The sequence below is a fragment of the Streptomyces sp. NRRL F-525 genome, from assembly GCF_000716605.1.
Lineage (GTDB): Bacteria > Actinomycetota > Actinomycetes > Streptomycetales > Streptomycetaceae > Streptomyces.
This window is the reverse complement of record NZ_JNXE01000033.1, coordinates 21,781-42,553: the sequence shown is the minus strand read 5'-3', so window position 1 is coordinate 42,553 and position 20,773 is coordinate 21,781. Positions and strand designations below refer to the sequence as shown.

Here is a 20,773-nt window from a genome sequence, read left to right as displayed (position 1 = left end):
CTTCACCTTGGGGAGCGGCTTGCGGTGGATGGCCCGCGCGGGGTCCGCCGGAGCCGTTCGGGAAGCGGCCTGCGGTAGTCGGGCAGCAGGCGCTGGGCGAGGAACGCGGACTTCAGGAAGGCGCGGACGGCACGCTCGCAGCGAGGGGAGAGCCAGCCGATCCGGTGGAGCCGGCAGACCCGCTCGCCGGCGAGATACCGGGTCAGGTCCCGGCCGAACGCCCGTAAGGGGGTGGGGAACCAGTACTCGGCGAAGTACTCCATCATCGCGGTCGCCACCCGGTGGCCGGACTCCGTCTCCTCGTACGGCCGGGACTCAAACTTCAGGGCGAACTCGGTCATCGCGTCCCAGTCCTCGGGGAAGGCCTCGTCGGCCAGCGGGCCGGACTCGCGCTCCAGGAGGCGGAAGAGGGTCTGCGCCCAGCGATGCCAGGCGGTCTTCATGGTCTCGCTCGTACCGGGCAGGCCCAGCGAGGTCTGCAGCCGGTCGGCGGACGTGGCCAGCAGGACCAGGGGATAGACGAAGTCGTCGACGTCGTCGAAGTTGCCCGGCAGGTGCGGTGTCGCACGGGCGATGGCCAGGTGGATGCGGTTGAGCCGATCGGCGGCCTCGCGGCCCGCTGCGCTGGACAGCCCGTCCACCATCCAGGCCATCAGGAACTCGTTGCCGTCCTCGAAACGCCGCCGGGGCCGCTTCTCCAGCTTCCCGGTGTGGGCGAGGGTGGCGGATCCGAAGCCCGGCTGCATCATGCGCATCGTGCCCGGATAGACCATCATCGCCAGCGCGAACTCGGGGACGCGGTGGCCGACGTAGAGCGAGATCATGCGTTCCCAGTCGGTGTCCGGGTCCATCCGGGCCAGTTCGCGGTCGACCCACTTGTAGCCACGGCGCACGGTCGGTTCCCTCTCGTGGACTTTCTGAAGGGGGACGCTCCGGCGGGGCTGTCCGATGCCGCGATCCGCCGTGATCTGGGTCACCTCGACGTCATGTCGACGTCATCTCGACCGTGGGTCATGGCGTGAGTCATGGCGTGAGTCATGGGTCTCCACCCGAGGGTGGAGCCGCTGAATCAGCCCGTGGGTGGTGGTGATCGACGCAGGTCGGGGCGCAGCCTTGTGCCATGGGCTCACTACATTCCGCACTCGTCGCTCTCACCGGCATCTGTGTCGCGATCTTCGTCGTGGCCTGGATCGCGGGCGCCGTCTACTTCGGCGTGAAGAGCGAGTCCGGGCTGAGCGGCTGGGCACACGGCCTGCGCCGCACCCTGCCCCGTCGGGCGCTGCTGCTTGTGGTCGGCTATGCCTTCTCCCTGCTGATCAGACACTCCCCGGACTCCTTCTGGCACCACCTCCAGTACTGGCAGCCCGAGCTGGCGATCCTGGGCGCGGTGCTCGCCGTCGCCTCCACCGCCCTGCTGCTGTGGGCCCGTTGGGTGCTGGGCGTCATGTGGGCCAGCATCCCGCTGGTCCACGAACACCATGAACTGCGCACGGAGGGCCCGTACCGAATAGTGCGGCACCCCATCTACACCGGGCTCCTGGGCCTGGTCCTCGGCGGGATGCTGGCCTGCGGCTTCGGTGTGTGGATCGTGTTCCTGGCCGTCGCCGTGCCGTGGCTGCTGCGCCGGGTGCGCGTGGAGGACGGGATGATGGCCGACCGGTTCGGTGCGTCCTACGACGCCTACCGCGCCCGCGTTCCGGCACTGATCCCGTGGACTCGGCCCGCTCCGGCCGGACCCAGGGCCGTCGGCAGCGGGCAGGGGTAGTCCGGGCCGGTCGTGTGGTTGTCGACGGCGTCAATTTTCGCCCGAAGAGGGGGAGTTGACGGGGTCACCTGTCGGATTGCTGTCATCCCGGTGCCACTGTTGCCCATGTCCACAGCTCGTCACTAACGTGCTCATGGAGATTTCAAAGGGAAATCTGATGGAGGGTCTGCAATGCCCCTGCCAGAACGCCCGGCCACGTTGTCCTCGGCCCTCGCGGCGACCGCTCCCGAATCGCTCTGTCCGCCGACGAGGCGCGACCATTCCGGCTGACCGGCTGACCGGCTGACCGGCTGACCGGCTGACCGGCTGACCGGCTGACCGGCCGCCGCTGACGTGCCCGTGGGCCGTGCCCCCTGAGCGGTCCTTCCTCACATCCCTCACCTGTCACCCCCCACCCTCCTCCAGGCATGTCCCCGCCCGGAGCAGAAGGAGAGTTCCGTGAACTCCACGCACAGTGAGCGTCTGGATTACCTCGTGGTCGGTGCCGGGCCCGCCGGGCTCCAGCTCGGGCAGTTACTCCAGGCGGCCGGGCACGGATACCGGATCCTGGAGAGCGGCCACGCTCCGGGCACGTTCTTCGGCACCTTCCCCCGCCACCGCAAGCTGATCTCCATCAACAAGGTGTACAACGGCACCGACGATCCCGAACTGAACCTCCGGATGGACTGGAACTCCCTGCTGTCCCCGGACCCGGACCTCCTCTTCAGCCGCTACAGCAAGCGCTACTTCCCGCACGCCGACGACCTGGTGCGCTATCTCGCCGACTTCGCCGAGACGTTCAAGCTGGACATCGCCTACGACACCCGGGCGGAGCGGATCCGCCGTGACGAGGACGGCTTCACCGTCACCGATCAGCACGGTCACGAACACCGCGCCCGTCGGCTGGTCATGGCCACCGGACTGACCCGGCCCAACACCCCCGACATCCCCGGTATCGAGACGGCCGAGGACTACTCCGTGGTCTCCGTGGACCCCGAGGGCTTCATCGACCGGCGCGTCCTGATCATCGGCAAGGGCAACTCCGCCCTGGAGACCGCTGACAACCTTGTCGAGACCGCCGCCGTCATCCATGTCGCCGGCCCGCACTCCGTCCGCATGGCCTGGAACACCCACTACGTCGGCCATCTCCGCGCGGTCAACAACAACTTCCTCGACACCTACCAACTCAAGTCCCAGAACGCCCTGTTGGACGGCAACGTGCTGTCCGTCGAGAAGGATCCCGACGGCATGTACCGGGTCCGCTTCAGCTTCTCCCGGGCCGACGAGGTGGTGAAGGAGCTGCGCTACGACCGGGTGATCGTGTGCACCGGATTCCGCTTCGACGCCTCGGTGTTCGACCCGGCGTGCGGCCCCGCCCTGGTCATCGACGACCGCTTCGCCGCCCTCTCCCCGGCGTACGAGTCGGTGAACGTGCCCGGCCTCTACTTCGCCGGAACGCTCATGCAGCAGCGTGACTTCAAGAAGTCCACCGGCGGCTTCATCCACGGTTTCCGGTACGCCGTACGCGCCCTGAGCCGCATCCTCGACGAACGCCATCACCAACAGCCCTGGCCGCACCGGCAGTTGGAGAGCGACCCGGCCGCGCTGGCGGACGCCGTGGTGGCCCGGGTCAACCGCAGCTCGGCACTGTGGCAGCAGTTCGGCGTCATCGGGGACCTGATCGTCACGACACCCGGCGGACCGGCCAGGTACCACGAGGAGGTGCCGGTCGCGTACGCGCACGAACGCCAACTCGCCGACGGCAACGACTACTTCACCGTCACCCTGGAGTACGGCCCCGACCACGACAAGGTCGACCCCTTCGACATCACCGTGCGCCGGACCGCCCAGAACTCGGTGGACGACGCCTTCGACGCGGCGTACCTCCACCCGGTGATCCGCCACCACGGCGGCGGTGGCGGTGAACTTCTCGGCACCCATCACATGGCCGAGAACCTGGAGAACCACTGGGACGACCCGGAGGTGCACCGCGCCCCGTTGGCCGCGTTCTTCGCCCGCGAGCTGGATCGTCGGCCGACTCCGGCTCGGGTGGGGCGGTGAGCGGCGTGCAGTACACCGTCCGCGACTTCGAGACCGCGGCGCGCGCCCAACTGGACCCCGTGTACGCCGACTTCATCGCCGGCGGAGCACGTGACGAGATCACCGTACGGGCCAACGAGGCGGCGTTCGGGCGGCTGCAGCTGCTGCCCCGGGTGCTGCGGGGAAGTGCCGAACGGGAGTTGGGCATCAGCTTGTTGGGCAGCCGGGCGAGCCTGCCGGTCCTGCTCTCCCCGACCGCCTTCCACAAACTGGTCGATCCCGAAGGGGAGTTGGCGACCGCCCGGGCCGCGGCCGCCGCCGGTGTGATCATGATCGTGGCCATGGCGTCCACGGTGGCGGTGGGCGAGGTCGCCGACGCGGCCCGCGCGGCCGGTGACGACGTGTCCCTGTGGTTCCAGCTCTACATCCAGCCCGACCTGGACATCACCGAGGCGCTGGTGCGGCGGGCCACCGACGCGGGGTGCAGCGCGCTCGTGGTGACCGTGGACTCCCCGGTGCTGGGCGCGGGCGAGCGCAACCGGCGCAACGGCTTCCACGACCTGCCGCCGGGCCTGCGCTGCGAGAACCTGGTGGACCTGGGCGACGGAGAGCGCGGCCACGTACGCCAGATCGCCATGTCCCCCGAACTGAACTGGGAGCACATCGACTGGCTGCGCGGCCTCACTTCCCTGCCCATCCTGCTCAAGGGCGTCCTGCACCCCGAGGACGCCCGGCTCGCGGTCCGCCACGGCGTCGACGGGCTGTTGCTGTCGAACCACGGCGGCCGCCAACTCGACACCGTCCCGGCCACGTTGGAGCTGCTGCCCGAGATCCTCGCCGCCGTCGAGGACCGCATCCCCGTCGTGCTGGACGGAGGCGTACGGCGCGGCACCGACGCGGTCAAGGCGCTGGCGCTCGGCGCGTCCGCGGTGGGCATCGGCCGGCCCGTGATGTGGGCACTGGCCGAGGGCGGCGAGAAGGGCGTACGGCGTCTCCTCGAACTGCTGCGGGACGAACTCGACGACACCCTCGCCCTGTGCGGGGCGTCCGGACTCGCCGACCTGACACCCGATCTGGTCCGGGTGCCCGCATGGGGTCCCGTGCCCGGACCCGCCGTGACGCCGGGGGCGGACCGGCGATTCGGCGGGGTGGTCGCGTGAGCACCACCGGTTGGCTCGCCCTGGGTCTGGCCGTGGTCCTGGTGGCCGGTCTGCCGTACTGGCTGCCCAGGACCGTGATCGCGCTGCGGGTGCGGATCTTCGCTTGGGTGGGCGGTGAGGAAGGGGTCCGGGCTCCGGGCGAGGAGGTGCCCGCCGAGGAGTTCAAGAAGGTGTACGGGCATCCGGCGGCCAACGGCCGCAGCCGGGGCGCCGCACTCTCCGACCTGTTCTGGTACTGGCTGTCGCCGGGCCCGGAGGTGCACCAGGAGCACCTGGAGCCGGGACCGCGCTACGACGACGTGGCCCGGACCACCCGGCAGATCCTGGCCGGGCTGTCCCGTGAGCGGTGGACGGAGCTGGTCGGCCGCTGCACCCGCCGGGTGCTCGACGAACTCGACGGCCACGCGCGCGTGCAGCGGGTCAGACTGCGCGACCTGATGATGCCGGTCTGGGCCGAGGTCTACTACGAGGTGGTCTTCCGCGCGCCTTGTCCGCGGCACGTCCGGGACTTGATCACCGGCAACGCGGACGACGTGGTCAGCGCCCTGAAGTGCACCCGCCTGCGGCACATGGACCGCCGGGCCCGCCTCACCGCCCACCTGCGGGACCGGCTCGCCCACGACCCGCCGCCCGGTCCGCTGCCGGCCACGCTCACCCCGCGCGAGCAGGCGTACTACCTCCAGGGAACGTTCTTCAACACCGCGGTCGTGCAGATGTCGGAGGCGATGGCCCATCTGCTGCTGGCCCTCGCCACCCACCGGCCGGTACAGGACCGTCTGGCGTCCGGACAGCAGGACCCGGACTTCCTGGACCGGGTGATCGACGAGACGCTGCAGCACTTCCCGCTCTTCGGAGTGGCCCACCGGATCACCTCGGGGGAGATCCCCCGGGACGGACGCGCCCCCATCCCGGCCGGCTCGGTCCTGCTGTTCAACTACCCCGAGTACCAAGGCTCCGGAGGCGCCCCCTTCGACCCGGACCGATGGCTGAACCCGGACACCAGACCCTCCGCCTCCATCCCGTTCGGGGTGACCGCCAACCGTCCCTGCCCGGCGCGCGGTTTCGCCGTCCTCACCATGCGGGTCGCCGCCGAGGAGGTGCTGGGCCGCTTCCGGCTGGACTCCTCGGTGGAGCACACCCGGTCCCTGCCCAGCCGCGGTCCCTGCCTCCTCGTCGCGCGCACCGGGGCCGGGGGCGCCCGATTGCGGACCCGGCTCGCGGTGATGCGCCTCGCCGGCAGTTGGGAGGGCGTCTGGCGCAGCCTCGTCCAACTCGCCCTCGGCAGCTACATGGTGTGGGACGCCCGGCGCCAGGGCCTGTGCCGGAACTACTTCGCCGCCGCGCCCGGCGGCTCCCCCACCTCCGTCCCAGCCGGCCGTTGAGAGGACGAGACCATGACTCCCGTGGAGCTCGCTCCCGCCTTCTTCCTGGCCGTCGTCGTGATTCTGCTGACCTGCCGGCTGGTCGTCCTGCTGGCGGGCCGCTTCGGCCAGCCGCCCGTGGTCGGCGAGATGATCGCCGGGGTCCTGCTCGGCCCCTCCCTGTTCGGGCTGGTCGCCCCGGGGGCCTCCGCCCACGTCTTCCCGCCCGAGCTGAAGCCGGTGCTGTACGTGGCCGGCCAGATCGGTCTGGTGGCCCTGATGTTCGGTGCCGGTTACGAGTTCCGGGCGCACGCCAAACGCGGCCTGGCCGGCACCGCCGTCGCCGTCTCCTCGGCGGGCGTGGGGATCCCGCTGGTCCTGGGCGTGGGACTGACCCTCGTGGCCCACGGCCATGTCGGCATCTTCGTCGACGGGGTCTCGGTCTGGGTGACGGCGGCGTTCGTCGGCGTCGCGCTGGCGATCACCGCCTTCCCGATGCTGGCCCGGATCATCACCGAACGCGGGCTGGCCGGTTCGCGGTTCGGCTCACTCGCCCTGGCCTCCGGTGCCACGGACGACGCCGTCGCCTGGATCATGCTGGCGGGCGTGCTGAGCGTGGCCTCGGGCAAGGTGCGACCCATCCTGGAGGCCGTCGGCGGCACCCTGCTGTTCGTCGCCGTACTGCTCCTGCTGGGGCGCCGCCTGCTGGCCTGGATCGTGAACCGCCCGGGCCTCGGCGACGACACCCGCCTCCTCTTCACGGTCGCCCTGCTGTTCTGCGCGGCCTGGTTCACCGACATCAGCGGCCTGTACTCCGTGTTCGGGGCGTTCTGCGTGGGGATGGCGATGCCGCGAGGTGAGGCGTCCGAACGGCTGGTGCGGACCACCCAGTCCGTGACCCAGGTGGTGTTCGTGCCGATGTTCTTCACCTACTCCGGCCTGAACACCCGGTTCGACGTCTTCTCCGACCCGCCCGTGCTGCTGTTCGGGGCGGCCGCGGTCGTCCTGGCGGTGGCCGGAAAGTTCGGCGGCTGCTGGGCCGCCGCCCGGCTGCGCGGCGAACCCGGCCCGGTGGCCGTCCGGGTCGGCGCCCTGATGAACGCCCGCGGTCTCATGCAGCTGATCGCGCTCAACATCGGCCTGTCGGCCGGCATAGTCAGCGAGGAACTGTTCACCGCGCTCGTCCTCGTCGCCCTGGTCACCACGGTCATGACGGTCCCGGTGCTGAGTCTGCTGGACCGCCGCGACGCCAGATCCCCGGCGGCAGCGGAGGCACCCGAGGGCGAGGAGGAGGTGGCGGCGGCGCCGAGTTGACCGGCGGATGCGGCCTGTTGGACGGCGTGGCGCACCCGGCACGAGTCCGACGCCGGGATCGTCACCGCGTGCGGCGCCGAGGGGTTCAATGCCTGTGCGGCGCCGAGGAGTTCGACGATCGCTCGGCGCCAAAGGAGCGCCAGCTGACCAGTCGTCGCCCCGGCCGGGCACACCCCGACACGGCCGTACATTTTCCACAACGGGCCCCGCAGGCACCGCAGTTGCGCTGCCTCAGCCTCGTCGTCGCAGCGCCGGATGCTCCGTCACGACGGTCGCCGAGCCCGGCGCGATCTCCGTGAAGCCCGCGTCCTTGACCAACGGCAGCCCGCTGGCGGTGAGTTCGGCCCACCGGGCGGGGGCGGCGGTGCGGACGGAGAGCGGGAAGCCGGCCTCGCGCCAGGCGGTCCGCTCCTCGTCCGACAGTTCCCACCAGGCGAGTTGGGCGCCGTGGCCGGTCTGGGCCATGGTCTTTCCGGCGGACATGTCGAGGTCGGGGTTGAGCCAGAGCACCGGTGCCGTGGGGTCCGCGTCGGCCGGCGGTTCGGGGTCGTCGAGGTCGGTGCCGGAGACCTGGAGCCGGGCGAGGTCCTTGGGCCAGCCGTCGAGCGGAACGGGCGGGAAGACCCGTACCTCCGCCGATTTCCCGGTCACCGTGATGCCGGGCAGCGCCTCGGCCCGCCGCCACTCGGCCCCACGCGCCCGCCGGACCACCTTCCGGATCCGCGCGTCCTGCCAGTCCCGCATGACCTGCGCCCACTCCCCGTCCCCGACGGCCCGCTCATCACTCAGGATCGTCAGCACGGCCCGAGCGGCCGTCTCCAACGCGTCGGTACGGGCCGGGGGAGCGTCCCGCTCGATCCGCACGACCAGAGGCAGCACGAACTGCGGAGCCTCATCACGCACGGTGGGCTCATTGAGAAAGGGGTCGGCGCCGTCGCCGGAAACGGTGGAGTCACTGATCACCCCCATAGTCTGCCAGCCAAGGAAACGGCTCCTGGAAGCACCGCCAAGGGGCCGCACCCCAGGGGCGCGGGGAACTGCGCGACCAGCCACAACGGGCCCGCACCCGCAAACCACCCACCACCCCCACGGTGCTCACGCCAGAAGATCCACCGCCGCTCACCCCGAACAGGCGGTGCGCTGCGCCTCCTGCCACTCGCAGACGGGGCACAGCGTGATCCCCTTGTACGACTCCGGGTACTCGGTCGGTTCCCGGCACAGCACACACTCCGCGTACGCCGCCGCCGGCTCTTCGTCGCTCATGCGACCAGCGTACGAGGAGTGCGCGCCCCTCAGTCGACCTCAGCGGTGCCGGTCCGTGGCCCCGATCAGCTCGGAGACCTTCACGAACCGGTACCCCTTCTTCCGCAGCTCGGGCACGATCACGCGGACGGCGCGCTCGGTCGCCGGGGCGGCGCTGCGCGTGCAGTGCATGACGACGACAGAGCCGGGCTTCACACCCTCCAGCACCTGCTGGGCCACCGCGTCGGAGTCCGTCGCGAACGCGTCGCCGCTCACCACGTCCCACTGCACCGCCGTGACACCGACCGCGCTCAGCGTCTTCAGCGCCTGCCGGTCGTAACACCCGCCGGGGAAGCGGAAGTACGGCATCGCGTTCGGCACGCCCGCCTTCTTGAAAGCGGTGTACGCCCGCTCCACATCCGCCTTCATCCGGTCCGGGGCGACGGTCGGCAGGCCGTAGCAGTCACCGGTGAAGGCGTAGTGGCTGTAGGAGTGGTTGGCGATCTCGAACTGCGCGTCGCGTCCGATGGAACGGGCCTCGGCCGGGTACTCGTCGGCCCACCGCCCCGTCATGAACACGGTCGCCGGCACCTTCAGCGTGCGCAGTGTGGCGATGAGCTGCGGATTGTCGAAGTGCTCGCCCTTCGCCGCGCGCGGCCCCTCGTCGGCGGTCATGTCGGCGTCGAAGGTCAGCGCGACGGTTTTCCCGTCCGCCCGCGGACCGTTCTTGAAGACCGGGGTCAGACCGGCGGGACCGGGCGCGAGCGTGGGCGGCCGCGATACGGCGGCGGTGGGCGCGCTGGGCGCAGGACGGCTGGCATGGGGCGCCGAGGGGGCCCCGCAGGCGGTGAGCGCGGCGCCGAGTGCACAGGCGGCGGCGACTCGTCGTACTCGAATGGTCACCGAGCGAACGTAACGCAGCAAAAGGGATTATTCGGTTATATGCAGCCTTTCGACTCCTTGCGTCTCTTGAGCCAGGGCCAGTTCGGACCGGACCAGCTCCAACAGCCGCCCCACCCAGTTGCGCCCCCGGTCGTCGCGTTCGTCGAGCCAGAACGCCGAGTCCGAGTAGCCGGTGTAGCGGATGCGCGCATCCCCCGTGCCGAGCAGCACCGCCGCGAGTTCCGGATGCCGGGTGAACTTGGCCCGCAGCAGCCCGGCCATCACCGCGAGTCGCAGCCCGGTCCAGCCCTCCCGCCGTACGACGTGACCGCCCAGCTCCTGCGCGTCCCGGCCGGAGGGCGCCTCGCGGATACGGGCGCGGTCGGCGGGGTCGGCGGCGGACAGGGCCCAGTACCCGTGCAGGACGGAGGCGTACGTCTCACCGCCGTACGCGATGGGCACGGGGAACTCGTTCCGCAGCATGAACAGGCCCGGCTCGGCCGGCCGGCCCCGTGGGTAGACGGCCTGGTGCGAGGTGACGGTCGCCCGCCCGGCCGTGACCGGGTCGTCGGCGTGGAGCGCGGCCCGCCGCTGCTCCGCCGCCGCGATCGCCTCGGCCTGACGGCGGAAGTAGTCCAGCCCGCGCTCGTGCATCTCCGCGGTCACCAGAGGGCCGTCCCCGTCGACGTGCGCGCCCACGTCGGTGAGGAGGATCCGCAGCGGACGGTCCTGGAGGTCCATGTCGCCGAGCACGAAGACGCGCAGATGCTGCGGTACGGCGAGATACGCCGCCCGCAACAGCTCCCGGTTCGCCTCGCTCGGCTCCCGGGCGTAGCGCTCCGCGGCGTCCCAACATCGCCGTGCGGCGGTCGGCCGGCCGTTCAACTCCTCGACCCGGTCGGCGACTTCGAGCAGAAAACTCTCCGGGGTGCGCGGCTCGCCCCACCGGGACTCCCACTTCGACCGCTCATCCACCTTGACGGGAGTATCGGGAGGCGTCAGCGCGAGGCGACCGGCGTCCAGCAGCCTCTTCAGGCCGGGCAGATCCGTGCCTTCGCCGCACACGACGGTCCCGTCGGCGTACAGGAGGAGATCGTCGACGTAGTACTCGCCCCTGAAGTCGCCGCGCCGCCAGACGTGGCACCAGACCCCGTCGATCCGCTCCCCGTCCACCGTCCGATACGTCGGTCCCCGCCATGCCATGGGTGAACCGTACCGGCCCCCGCTCAGCCCGAACTCAGCAGCTCCTCCCGGCACTTGGCCACGTCGAAGTCCGCCTTCGGGTACTGCGGATCCAGTGCCGTCAGGTGGTCCAGGAGGAGGCGGCTGATCGCCCAGTTGCGGTACCACTTGCGGTCGGCCGGGATCAGGTACCAGGGGGCCTCCGGCGTGGAGCAGCGGGTGAGGGCGATCTCGTAGGCCTGCTGGTACGCGGGCCACAGGGCGCGTTCCGCGATGTCGCCGGGGTTGAACTTCCAGTGTTTGTCCGGGTTGTCGAGGCGTTCGAGCAGGCGGCGCTGCTGCTGGTCGTAGGAGATGTGGAGGAAGCATTTGACGACGGTCACGCCCTCGTCGGTCAAGGACTTCTCGAAGCGGTTGATCCGGCCGTAGCGGTCGTTGATCTCGCGGTGCGGGGCGAGTTCGCGCACGCGGGCGATGAGGACGTCCTCGTAGTGGGAGCGGTCGAAGATGCCGATCTCGCCGGGGTGGGGGAGCGCGCGCCTGATGCGCCAGAGGAAGTCGTGCTTGCGTTCCTCGGGGGTGGGTGCCTTGAAGGCGCTGATCCGGCAGCCGGAGGGGTTGAACAGGCCGATGACGTGCTTGACCGTGCCGCCCTTGCCGCTGGTGTCCATGCCCTGGAGGACCAGGAGGAGGCGTCGGGCGTCGCCTGCCGTGCTCGCAGCCCAGAGGCGTTCTTGCAGGTCCGCGAGGTGTTCGCCCATCCGGGCGGTGTCCTTGAGTCCCGCGGCCTTGTCGGCGGGGCCGCCGGGGGTGGCCGCCGCGTCGTAGGAGGAGAGGTCGACCGGGCGGCCGGCGGGGACGCGCAGGAGGTCGGCCAGGGGGATCTCCTTGCCCTGCGCCTCCTTCTCCCCGTTCTTGCGCTTCGCGCCCTTCTTGGCCATGGGGCACCTCTTCCGGTCGGCTCCCTCGATCCTCCGGCGCGGGGGCCGTGCCCGCAGCGACACGTCCTTGATCTCGACGCGGTCGATCTGCACGCCCCAGCCGATGGAGGGGCTGTCGATCATCAACTCCAGTCCCTGGTTGAGCTTTTCGCGGTTGGAGAGCAGATCGTCGAGGTCGCTCTTGCCGATGATCGACCGCAGCGAGGTCTGGGCCATCTGCGAGACGGCGAAGCGGTAGTCCTCGACCTTGACGATCGCGTCGGTCGCGTCGACGACCTTGAAGTAGACGACCGCGTCGACGCGCACGGTCACGTTGTCGCGGGTGATGCCCTCCTGCGCGGGGACGGGCATCGTCACGATCTGCATGTTGACCTTGCGGAGCTTGTCCACGAACGGGACGACCATGGTGAAGCCGGGTGCCCGCACCTCACCGGCCACCTGCCCGAGGCGGAAGACCACCCCGCGCTCGTACTGCTTGACGACCCTGGCCGCCGCAGCGACGTACACCACGCACGCGGAACCGGCCGCCGCGCCCGCCACCAGCAGTTCCTGGAGCATCCTGACCCCCTCGTCGAGAGGCCGTTCTGTCTGCTCCTGCAAGGGTATGCCCGGTGCCTGCTCCGGGGCCACGATCATCCCGGAGCAGGCACCGGCACCGCTATTTCACCGCCGGGATCTTCGCCTCCGTGACCTTCACCGGCTCGGTTCCGGCCGCGCTGTGCCGCTCCGCCCAGTTCTCCAGGGCCGTACGGCAGGCGTGGTCGAGGTGGTGCAGGCCGGAGAGGTGGAGTTCCACCGGGCGGTCCTGGGGGAGCGCCTCCAGGCTGTCGAGGATCTTCGGCAGCCGCAGGAAGGTCGCGTTGCCCGAGAGGTAGGCCTGGACCGGGCCGGCGCCCTTGTCGACGACCTCCATCTTGATGTGCGAGGCCTCCCACGCGGTCTTCGCGACGGCCAGCGCGAGGCCGATGAGGACGCCCTCGAACATGCTGACCGCGACGATCGACAGCGCCGTGACGACCAGGATCAGCGCCTCGCCCCGGTGCTCGCGCCACAGCGACACGATCTCCCGGACGGGGATGAGCTTGGCGCCGGCGTGCACCAGGATGCTCGCCAGGGCCGGGATCGGGATGTACGCGAGGACGTCCGGCAGCAGCGCCGCGAACAGCAGCAGCCAGACGCCGTGCATGACCCGGGACGCCTTCGTCCGCGCGCCCGCCTGCACGTTCGCCGCGCTGCGCACGATCACCGCGGTCATCGGCAGCGCGCCGAGCATCCCGCACAGCGCGTTGCCCGCGCCCTGCGCCACCAACTCCTTGTCGTACTCGGTGCGTCGACCGGAGTGCAGCCGGTCGACGGCCGCCGCGCTGAACAGCGACTCGGCGGACGCGATCAACGTGAACGCGACGATCGTGCCCAGCACCCCGACATGTGCCAGCTCACCGAACGAACTCAGCGGCGGCGGCTGCAACGAGCCCAGCAGCCCCTGCACTTCGACCGTCGCCACCGGCAAACCGAAGACCAGCGCCGCGAGCGTCGCGAGTCCTACGGCGGCCAACGGACCCGGCACCGTACGGACCTTGGCCGGCATCCGCTTCCACAGCACCAGGACGGCGATGGTCGCGGCGCCGAGCGCGAGCGAGGCCAGCGCCTTCGTGCTCCCGGCGGCGTCGACGAGCGCGCCGGGCAGCTCGACTATCTTGTCCAGCCCCGAGGCGGGGGCCTTCGCCCCCGCCACCGAGTACAACTGCCCGGCGATCAGCACCAGTCCGATGCCGGCCAGCATGCCCTCGACGACCGAGACCGAGATGGCCCGGAAGTAGCGCCCCAACTTCAGGACGCCCATGGCGATTTGGAGGACACCGGTGGTGAGCACGATGACTCCGAGGGCGGGCAGCCCGTACTCCCGCACCGCCTCGAAGACCAGCACGGTCAGCCCGGCGGCGGGCCCGGACACCTGGAGGCTGCTGCCCCGCATGAGTCCGGTGACGATCCCGCCCACGATGCCGGTGACCAGGCCGAGTTCGGCCGGTACGCCGGAGGCGACGGCCACGCCCACGCAGAGCGGGAGCGCGACCAGGAACACCACGAGCGAGGCCGCGAAGTCCTGCCGTAGATAAGGGAACTTGGACTTTCCGTTGTTCTTCTTCAGGTCCATGGCGCTACTCACAGGGCCTCGAACTGGTCGGTGTCCGCGCTGTGTTCGAGCACGGCACCGGTGTGTACCTCGTAGTACCAGCCGTGCACCCGCAGCCGTCCGTCCGCCAACCGCCGCTCCACACAAGGGTAGGAGCGCAGGCGCAGCAGCTGGGCGAGCACGTGGTTCTGTACGGCTCCGGCGACCGTCGGGTCGGCGGTGTCGCTCGGGGCGGGTTCGTCGGCGGCGTGCGCGAGCCAGTCGCGTACGGCGGGGACGGCGGCGAGGTCGTCGCCGCGCACCAGGGCGCCGACGGCGCCGCAGTGGGAGTGGCCGCAGACGACGACGTCCTGGACGCCGAGCACCTCCACGGCGTACTCGATGGTGGCCGCCTCGCTGGTGGGGTTGCCCGAGGCGTACGGCGGGACGATGTTGCCCGCGGTGCGCAGCTCGAAGAGCTGGCCGGGGCGGGCGCCCGTGATCAGGGCCGGGACGACCCTGGAGTCGGAGCAGGTGATGAACAGCACCTGCGGGGACTGGCCTTCAGCGAGTTTGGCGAACTCCTCAGGGCGTTGTCCGAACGTACGGGCGTACTCGATGAGGGGCTGCATGGCGTGTTTGTTCCTCCTGGCGCGCCCTCTGGGCGCGTCGGGCCTGCATGACAGTGTGTGTGGGGGAATTGACTGCCTGCTCAGCTCTCAGCAGCGGAAGACCTGAAGTGCCGCCGGAGTGTGTGCTGTCGAGGATCTCGCTGTGCGGTGCCGCGCCGCGCCGGGCGCCACCGATGTGCGTACGGCCGCCGGGTCCTCGGTGAGGAGCGGGCGTTCGGGTGTCTCGGGCCCGCAGTCGGCGGAGCGGTATCGGTCGCGCAGGCGCAGCGGGACGGTGGGAGTCCCGGAGGCGCCGCAGTCGCGGAAGGTGATCGTCTCGGCGCGCAGGGCCTTGCCGCTGAGCTTGAACCCGGGCTGTGCCTTGGCCTCCGCGTGACGCGCTGTGTGCGCGGGTGCGAAGGATTCCGCGGATGCGAAGAACTGAAGGGCGAACAGGACGGCAGTGAGGAGCGTCACGACGGTCCGAGCCGTCTTACCTCGGAACATGCGCCCCCCTTCAGCCAGTTCGTGTTCCTAGTACAGACCAAGGCCAGGTCAACGGCTGGTCAAGTAACACGGTAACCCGGTGAAGTTGTTTGCAGGGTTAACGCAGCGTTTCCGATGCAAGAGAGCGTGAAAAGCGCGCCTGGGCTGGCGTGAACTAGGCGGTTTTGACGAGGCTCTTGGCGTCCCGGGCCAACGCGGTGAGGCGGGAGATCGCGCGGAAGTACTTCTTGCGGTAGCCGCCGTTCAGCATCTCCTCGCTGAACAGCTGGTCGAAGGGCAACCCCGAGGCCAGGACGGGCACTTCACGGTCGTAGAGCCGGTCCGCGAGGACGACGAGCCGCAGCGCCGTCGACTGGTCGGGTATCGGCTGGACGTCGGTGAGGCAGACGGCCGTGAGGTCGTCGGTGAGGGCGCCGTAGCGGCTCGGGTGGACCTTGGCGAGGTGGGCGAGCAGGTGCGGGAAGTCGTCGAGGGAGGCGCCGGGGGTGGCGTACGCCGCCTTCGTCACCTGCTCGTCCGAGAACGGGGCCGGGGCCTCCGGCAGGCCGCGGTGGCGGTAGTCGTCGCCGTCGATGCGCAGCGAGCGGAAGTGCGCGGACAGGCCCTGGATCTCGCGCAGGAAGTCCACGGACGCGAAGCGGCCCTCGCCGAGCTTGCCCGGCAGGGTGTTGGAGGTGGCGGCGAGCGCCACACCGGCGTCGACCAGCTTGCCGAGCAGGGTCGACACGAGGACGGTGTCGCCCGGGTCGTCCAGCTCGAACTCGTCGATGCAGAGCAGCCGGTGGCCGGAGAGCGTCCGGACCGTCTGCTGGAAGCCGAGCGCGCCGACCAGGTTCGTCAGCTCGACGAAGGTGCCGAAGGCCTTGAGCGCGGGCTCGGCCGGGGTCGCGTGCCAGAGGGAGGCGAGCAGGTGGGTCTTGCCGACGCCGTAGCCGCCGTCGAGGTAGACGCCGCGAGGCCCTACCGGGGTCTTCGCCTTCCCCTTGCCGAAGCCCAGGAAGCCGCGCTTGGCGGTGCCGGCGGAGTGCGCCCCGCCGAGTCCGGCGGCGAAGGTCTCCAGGACGCCGACCGCCTCGGTCTGGCTGGGCTGGTTCGGGTCGGGGATGTACGTGGCGAAGCGCACCGAGTCGAAGCGCGGCGGCGGCACCATCTCGGCGACCAGCCGGTCCGCGGGGACGTACGGCTCACGGGCGCACAGGGACAGCGGGGCCGCGTCTGCTATCGGGCTGATCCCGGAGGCGGCGGAGGAGGATGACACGGTTCATCAGTCTAGGGGGCGTGCCACACTGCACGACATGCGACGCCTGTTCCCTGTGACGGATGAAACAGCAGCCCAGGCCTCGGACGGGGCCCCCGATGCGCGTGGGGCGGACCGGGAGTGGGGGCTCGCGGAGCTGGCGGAGGCGTACGCGTACCCCGCCACCGACGGCCCCTGGCTGCGCGCCAACATGGTGTCCACGCTCGACGGGGCCGGTCACCACGAGGGACGCTCGCAACCCATCTCCGGGGACGCCGACATGCGGATCTTCGGCACGCTCAGGGCACTGGCCGATGTCGTGGTCGTCGGTGCGGAAACGGTACGCCAGGAGGGCTATCGGCCCGCACGCGCGCGTGTGGAGTTCGCGGCGGCACGCACGCGTGCCGGGCAGGGGCCGGCTCCCGTGATCGCGGTCGTCACCGCGAGCCTCGACCTCGACTTCACGCTTCCGCTTTTCACCTCGCCCCTGGTGCCGACGCTGATCCTCACGGGCGCACAGGCGCCGCAGGACCGGGTCGCGGCCGCAGAGAAGGCGGGCGCCCGGGTGGTGGTCGCCGGTGACGGCGCCGGAGTGGATCCCGCACGGGCCGTAGAAGCGCTCGCCGCGCTTGGACACGCCCGGCTGCTGACTGAGGGCGGGCCGCGGCTGCTGGGGCAGTTCGTGGCCGCCGGGGTGCTCGACGAGCTGTGTCTGGCGCTCTCGCCGATGCTGGTGGCGGGGGAGGCGCAGCGGATCTCCGGAGGGCCGTCGGTTAAGGTTCCCCAGCGCTTCGAACTGGTGTCCCTGCTGGAAGAGGCCGGGTTCCTGTTCGGTCGCTACCGTCGGTCCTGAGTACGGGCGGAATGATCCGTTCCGTTTGTCTTTCGACGGGCACACTAAATCCGGCAGTACCCGTGCGATCACGGGGCAGGATGGTTTCCGCAGGGCCTGGACGGCCTACGGAGGAGAGAGGGCCCGCGGGTCCTCGAAGGAGAAGGGGCGCCTGGTGTTCACAAGCGTACTGATGATCGAGAAGGCCCTTACGTCCGCCGACGTGGAGTTCGTCACCACCTTGCACGGTGACGAGACCGTCTCCTTCCACGTGTTGCTCCAGCCCCGCGGCGACCAGGCGGACCGCCTGCTGCGGGCCATCGACGACGTCGCCCTCGGCGAACTCGACGAGGCGGCACACGAGCGGGAGACCCCCGAGGGCAAGGACGCGGCGGCCCTCGGCACGCAGGCTCTGGAGGTGTCCCTGGCGGCCCTGCACGCGGCCGGCAGCGAGGCGCAGGGGCGGCTCATCGAGGACCACCCGCTGGACGCGCTGAAGACCCTCGTGGACGAGATCGGCGCGGACGAGGTGATCGTGCTGACCGACCCCCACTACGTGGAGGAGTTCTTCCACCGGGACTGGGCCTCGCGCGCCCGTCACAAGGTCGGCGTACCGGTGCTGAAGCTGTTCTCGCACAGCAAGGAGTAGCGGTCGGCGGGTGTCGGTGATTGTCGGTGGCACCGCATAGGCTTGCCGCTGAACGTCCGCCGTACCCGTACGGAACCAGCACGCACAGGGAGACACGCATGGCACCCGGCCTTCCCACCGCCATGGACCGACCGCACTTCATCGGCATCGGCGGGGCCGGGATGTCGGGGATCGCCAAGATCCTCGCGCAGCGCGGGGCGAAGGTCGCCGGCAGCGACGCCAAGGACTCCGCGACCGCCGACGCCCTGCGCGCCCTGGGCGCCACCGTGCACATCGGACACGCGGCGGAGCACCTCGCCGACGACGCCACCTGCGTGGTCGTGTCGTCGGCGATCCGCAAGGACAACCCCGAGCTGGCCCGCGCGGCCGAGCTGGGCATCCCGGTCGTCCACCGCTCGGACGCGCTGGCCCGCCTGATGGACGGCCTGCGCCCCATCGCCGTAGCGGGCACGCACGGCAAGACGACCACGACGTCGATGCTCGCGGTGTCGCTGTCCGAGCTGGGCCTGAAGCCCTCGTACGCGATCGGCGGCGACCTCGACGCCCCCGGTTCGAACGCGCTGCACGGCGACGGCGAGATCTTCGTCGCCGAGGCCGACGAATCGGACCGCAGCTTCCACAAGTACGCCCCCGAGGTCGCGATCGTCCTCAACGTGGAGCTCGACCACCACGCCAACTACGCGTCCATGGAAGAGATCTACGAGTCCTTCCAGACCTTCGCCGGCCGGATCGTGCCGGACGGCACCCTGGTGATCTCGGCGGACCACGAGGGCGCCCGGGAGCTGACGCGGCGCATCTCCGGCTCCGTGAAGACGGTGACGTACGGAGAGGCGGAGGACGCCGACGTACGCATCCTCTCCGTCGTCGCGCAGGGCCTGAAGAGCGAGGTGACCGTCCTCCTGGGCGGTGAGGAACTCACCTTCACCGTCTCGGTCCCCGGCCGCCACTACGCGAGCAACGCGGTCGCGGCCCTCGCCGCGGGCGTCGCGCTCGGCATCCCCGCCGCGGAACTGGCGCCCGCGCTCGCCGCGTACACCGGCGTGAAGCGCCGCCTCCAGCTCAAGGGCGAGGCGGCCGGCGTCCAGGTGATCGACTCCTACGCCCACCACCCCACGGAGATGAGCGCCGACCTGGAGGCGATGCGCGCGGCGGCCTCCTCCGCGCGGCTGCTGGTCGTCTTCCAGCCCCACCTCTTCTCCCGCACCCAGGAGCTCGGCAAGGAGATGGGCCAGGCCCTCGCCCTCGCCGACGCCTCGCTGGTCCTGGACATCTACCCGGCCCGCGAGGACCCGATCCCCGGCATCACCAGCGACCTGATCATCGAGGCCGCGCGCGCCGCGGGCGCCGACGTGACCCCGGTCCACGACAAGGCGGACGTACCCGAGGCCGTGGCGGGAATGGCGAAGCCCGGTGATCTCGTTCTCACCATGGGAGCGGGCGATGTGACTGACCTCGGCCCGCGGATCCTGGACCGTCTCGCGAAGTAAGGGGCTGAGCTGCATGTCGTACGACGTCGAAAAGCCGGACGAGGAATGGCGCGCGGAGCTGAACCCGGCCGAGTACGCGGTGCTGCGGCAGGCCGGCACGGAGCCCGCCTTCGTCGGTGAGTACACCGACACCAAGACGAAGGGCGTCTACTCCTGCCGCGCCTGTGGCGCCGAACTGTTCACCTCCACCGAGAAGTTCGAGTCCCACTGCGGCTGGCCGAGCTTCTACGACCCGAAGGACACCGACGCGGTCGAGCTGATCGCCGACCGCTCGCACGGCATGGTCCGCACCGAGGTGCGGTGTGCCCGGTGCGGGTCGCATCTCGGGCACGTCTTCGAGGGCGAGGGGTATGCCACGCCGACCGATCAGCGGTACTGCATCAACTCCATCTCGCTGCGGCTGACGCCGGAAGCCGAGTGACCGCCGGTCACGAGCCGGTCGTCCCGAAGGTGACCTTGTAGTAGCAGGCTCCCTTGCACGGCATCGTCGCCCCGTCGTCGAAGGCGTACGCATAGGCGTACGGGGCGGCCCGCTTGAAGACCTGGGTGTAGTCGACCGGCCACTTCGAGGGGACGCAGTTGTCGCGGCCCGCCCAGGCGCCGCGGCAGCAGTACGTGTCCCCGCCGAACGCCGCGCAGGGCGGCTCGCAGCCGACGACCTGGCCGCCCGACACCGCTTGCATCGCGGTGGGGCAGTCGACGTCCGAGGTGCAGACGCCCTTGTAGCAGCCCGAGGAACTGACCGGGTCGGCGGTCGTGGTGTGCGAGATGTTGATGTACATCGGCAGGTTCGAGCCGTCGACCATGCTCACGTCGTAGAAATCCATCCCGGCGTACGCGTCGAACGTGAACTCCCCCAGTGTGGTGGGCGGGTTGGCGCCCTCGCACACGCTGGTGCAGTCGCCGGTCGCGCAGTGGCCGGCGGCCGTGGAGACGCAGCCCGTGCGTCCCCAGATGCGGCCGCCCCAGTTGTTCGCCACGGTCACCGACAGGCTCTGGCCCGGGGTGAGTCGGCGGCCCGCCGGGTAGACGGCGGTGTTGGTGACGACCGCCCAGACCGTCTTCGGGGTGCGGTTGACGACCGTGATCAGGCGTTTGCCGGCGGGGGCCGTCGAGGGCCGGTCCGGTACCGGTTCGTCCGCCTTGGCGGTCGGTGCGGGCGTGCTCTTCTTCGACGCGGTGGCCTTGGGGGAGCGCGAGGCCGAGGGCGAGGGGGAGGCCGAGGCGCTGTGGGCCGGGGAGGGCGAGGCGCTCGGGGTCGCGGCCGGACGCGCGGCCGTGTCCTGGTGGGCCGTCGTGCGGGTGCTCCGGGTGCCGGACGGCGTCCACACGCTGTAGGCGATCAGCACGGTGGCGGCCGTGGCGAGGGCGGCCGCCGCGACGTACCACCAGCGTCGGCGGTGCCGCTGCGGGCTCGCGCCGAGTCTTCTGCGTCCTCGTGCCATGGTCCTCGCGCCTTCCTGAAGCTCTT

The 20,773-nt window shown here is 70.6% G+C and carries 20 protein-coding genes and 1 pseudogene; 9 read left to right on the top strand and 12 right to left on the bottom strand.

The features are described 5' to 3' along the window. Positions 1-2: 2 nt before the first annotated feature. Positions 3-893, bottom strand: a complete 891-nt coding sequence (locus OO69_RS35490) for a DUF2236 domain-containing protein (protein WP_033285093.1) — start codon at positions 891-893, stop codon at positions 3-5. 227 nt (positions 894-1,120) lie between these two features. On the opposite strand from OO69_RS35490, the gene OO69_RS35485 reads away from it, so the two are divergent. The 5 genes from OO69_RS35485 (at position 1,121) to OO69_RS35465 (ending at position 7,619) form a co-directional block, all read left to right on the top strand. Beyond that, positions 1,121-1,765, top strand: a complete 645-nt coding sequence (locus tag OO69_RS35485) for a methyltransferase family protein (RefSeq protein WP_033285011.1) — start codon at positions 1,121-1,123, stop codon at positions 1,763-1,765. Between the two features lie 438 nt (positions 1,766-2,203). After that, positions 2,204-3,805 carry an NAD(P)-binding domain-containing protein gene (locus OO69_RS35480; protein WP_078652714.1) on the top strand — a complete coding sequence of 534 codons (1,602 nt, stop codon included), beginning with the start codon at positions 2,204-2,206 and terminating at the stop codon, positions 3,803-3,805. A gap of 5 nt (positions 3,806-3,810) precedes the next feature. Next, the gene (locus tag OO69_RS35475) at positions 3,811-4,944 is read left to right on the top strand and encodes an alpha-hydroxy acid oxidase (protein WP_033285091.1); all 1,134 of its coding nucleotides are present in this window, start codon (positions 3,811-3,813) and stop codon (positions 4,942-4,944) included. Next, positions 4,941-6,326, top strand: coding sequence for a cytochrome P450 (locus OO69_RS35470; protein ID WP_063744480.1), 1,386 nt, complete (start codon positions 4,941-4,943; stop codon positions 6,324-6,326). The genes OO69_RS35475 and OO69_RS35470 overlap by 4 nt, the downstream gene beginning before the upstream one ends. 12 nt (positions 6,327-6,338) lie before the next feature. Next, positions 6,339-7,619: a cation:proton antiporter gene (locus OO69_RS35465; protein ID WP_033285010.1), complete on the top strand. Its 1,281-nt coding sequence runs from the start codon at positions 6,339-6,341 to the stop codon at positions 7,617-7,619. Between the two features lie 231 nt (positions 7,620-7,850). Here the strand turns inward: OO69_RS35465 and OO69_RS35460 are convergent, their stop codons facing one another. The 10 genes and pseudogenes from OO69_RS35460 to zapE all read right to left on the bottom strand — a co-directional run bounded on the left by OO69_RS35460 (position 7,851) and on the right by zapE (position 16,355). Then, on the bottom strand, positions 7,851-8,588 hold the full coding sequence (locus tag OO69_RS35460) for an aminoacyl-tRNA hydrolase (RefSeq protein ID WP_033285009.1): 738 nt from the start codon (positions 8,586-8,588) through the stop codon (positions 7,851-7,853). Positions 8,589-8,738: 150 nt separating this feature from the next. Further along, positions 8,739-8,882 (bottom strand): hypothetical protein, encoded by a 144-nt coding sequence (locus tag OO69_RS52625; RefSeq protein WP_199811091.1) that lies wholly within the window; start codon positions 8,880-8,882, stop codon positions 8,739-8,741. Positions 8,883-8,921: 39 nt separating this feature from the next. Next, a complete protein-coding gene (locus OO69_RS35455) occupies positions 8,922-9,764 on the bottom strand; it encodes a polysaccharide deacetylase family protein (protein ID WP_033285089.1) in 843 nt (280 codons plus the stop codon). A 27-nt stretch (positions 9,765-9,791) separates the two neighbouring features. Next, positions 9,792-10,946, bottom strand: coding sequence for an NADAR family protein (locus OO69_RS35450; RefSeq protein ID WP_078652713.1), 1,155 nt, complete (start codon positions 10,944-10,946; stop codon positions 9,792-9,794). Positions 10,947-10,969: 23 nt separating this feature from the next. Beyond that, complete coding sequence (locus OO69_RS51525) at positions 10,970-11,866, bottom strand: PPK2 family polyphosphate kinase (RefSeq protein ID WP_033285087.1); 897 nt, start codon at positions 11,864-11,866, stop codon at positions 10,970-10,972. 50 nt (positions 11,867-11,916) lie between these two features. Then, positions 11,917-12,424 (bottom strand): annotated as a pseudogene (locus OO69_RS51520) (SPFH domain-containing protein); the annotation flags it as partial. 100 nt (positions 12,425-12,524) lie between these two features. Continuing rightward, positions 12,525-14,021: a SulP family inorganic anion transporter gene (locus OO69_RS35440; protein WP_033285008.1), complete on the bottom strand. Its 1,497-nt coding sequence runs from the start codon at positions 14,019-14,021 to the stop codon at positions 12,525-12,527. Positions 14,022-14,029: 8 nt separating this feature from the next. Beyond that, entirely contained in the window at positions 14,030-14,611 is a 582-nt protein-coding gene (locus OO69_RS35435; RefSeq protein ID WP_033285007.1) for a carbonic anhydrase, read from the bottom strand. Between the two features lie 87 nt (positions 14,612-14,698). Then, complete coding sequence (locus tag OO69_RS35430) at positions 14,699-15,097, bottom strand: hypothetical protein (protein ID WP_033285006.1); 399 nt, start codon at positions 15,095-15,097, stop codon at positions 14,699-14,701. 154 nt (positions 15,098-15,251) lie between these two features. After that, positions 15,252-16,355: a cell division protein ZapE gene (zapE, locus tag OO69_RS35425; RefSeq protein ID WP_033285005.1), complete on the bottom strand. Its 1,104-nt coding sequence runs from the start codon at positions 16,353-16,355 to the stop codon at positions 15,252-15,254. 37 nt (positions 16,356-16,392) lie between these two features. On the opposite strand from zapE, the gene OO69_RS35420 reads away from it, so the two are divergent. The 4 genes from OO69_RS35420 to msrB all read left to right on the top strand — a co-directional run bounded on the left by OO69_RS35420 (position 16,393) and on the right by msrB (position 19,723). Continuing rightward, positions 16,393-17,187, top strand: coding sequence for a pyrimidine reductase family protein (locus tag OO69_RS35420; protein WP_033285004.1), 795 nt, complete (start codon positions 16,393-16,395; stop codon positions 17,185-17,187). Between the two features lie 154 nt (positions 17,188-17,341). Further along, the gene (locus OO69_RS35415) at positions 17,342-17,815 is read left to right on the top strand and encodes an indole-3-glycerol phosphate synthase (RefSeq protein ID WP_199811090.1); all 474 of its coding nucleotides are present in this window, start codon (positions 17,342-17,344) and stop codon (positions 17,813-17,815) included. Between the two features lie 98 nt (positions 17,816-17,913). After that, positions 17,914-19,302, top strand: coding sequence for a UDP-N-acetylmuramate--L-alanine ligase (murC, locus tag OO69_RS35410; RefSeq protein ID WP_033285003.1), 1,389 nt, complete (start codon positions 17,914-17,916; stop codon positions 19,300-19,302). Between the two features lie 13 nt (positions 19,303-19,315). After that, positions 19,316-19,723 carry a peptide-methionine (R)-S-oxide reductase MsrB gene (gene msrB / locus OO69_RS35405; RefSeq protein WP_033285002.1) on the top strand — a complete coding sequence of 136 codons (408 nt, stop codon included), beginning with the start codon at positions 19,316-19,318 and terminating at the stop codon, positions 19,721-19,723. Between the two features lie 7 nt (positions 19,724-19,730). Here the strand turns inward: msrB and OO69_RS35400 are convergent, their stop codons facing one another. After that, complete coding sequence (locus OO69_RS35400) at positions 19,731-20,747, bottom strand: thaumatin family protein (protein WP_234444613.1); 1,017 nt, start codon at positions 20,745-20,747, stop codon at positions 19,731-19,733. Positions 20,748-20,773 lie beyond the last annotated feature (26 nt).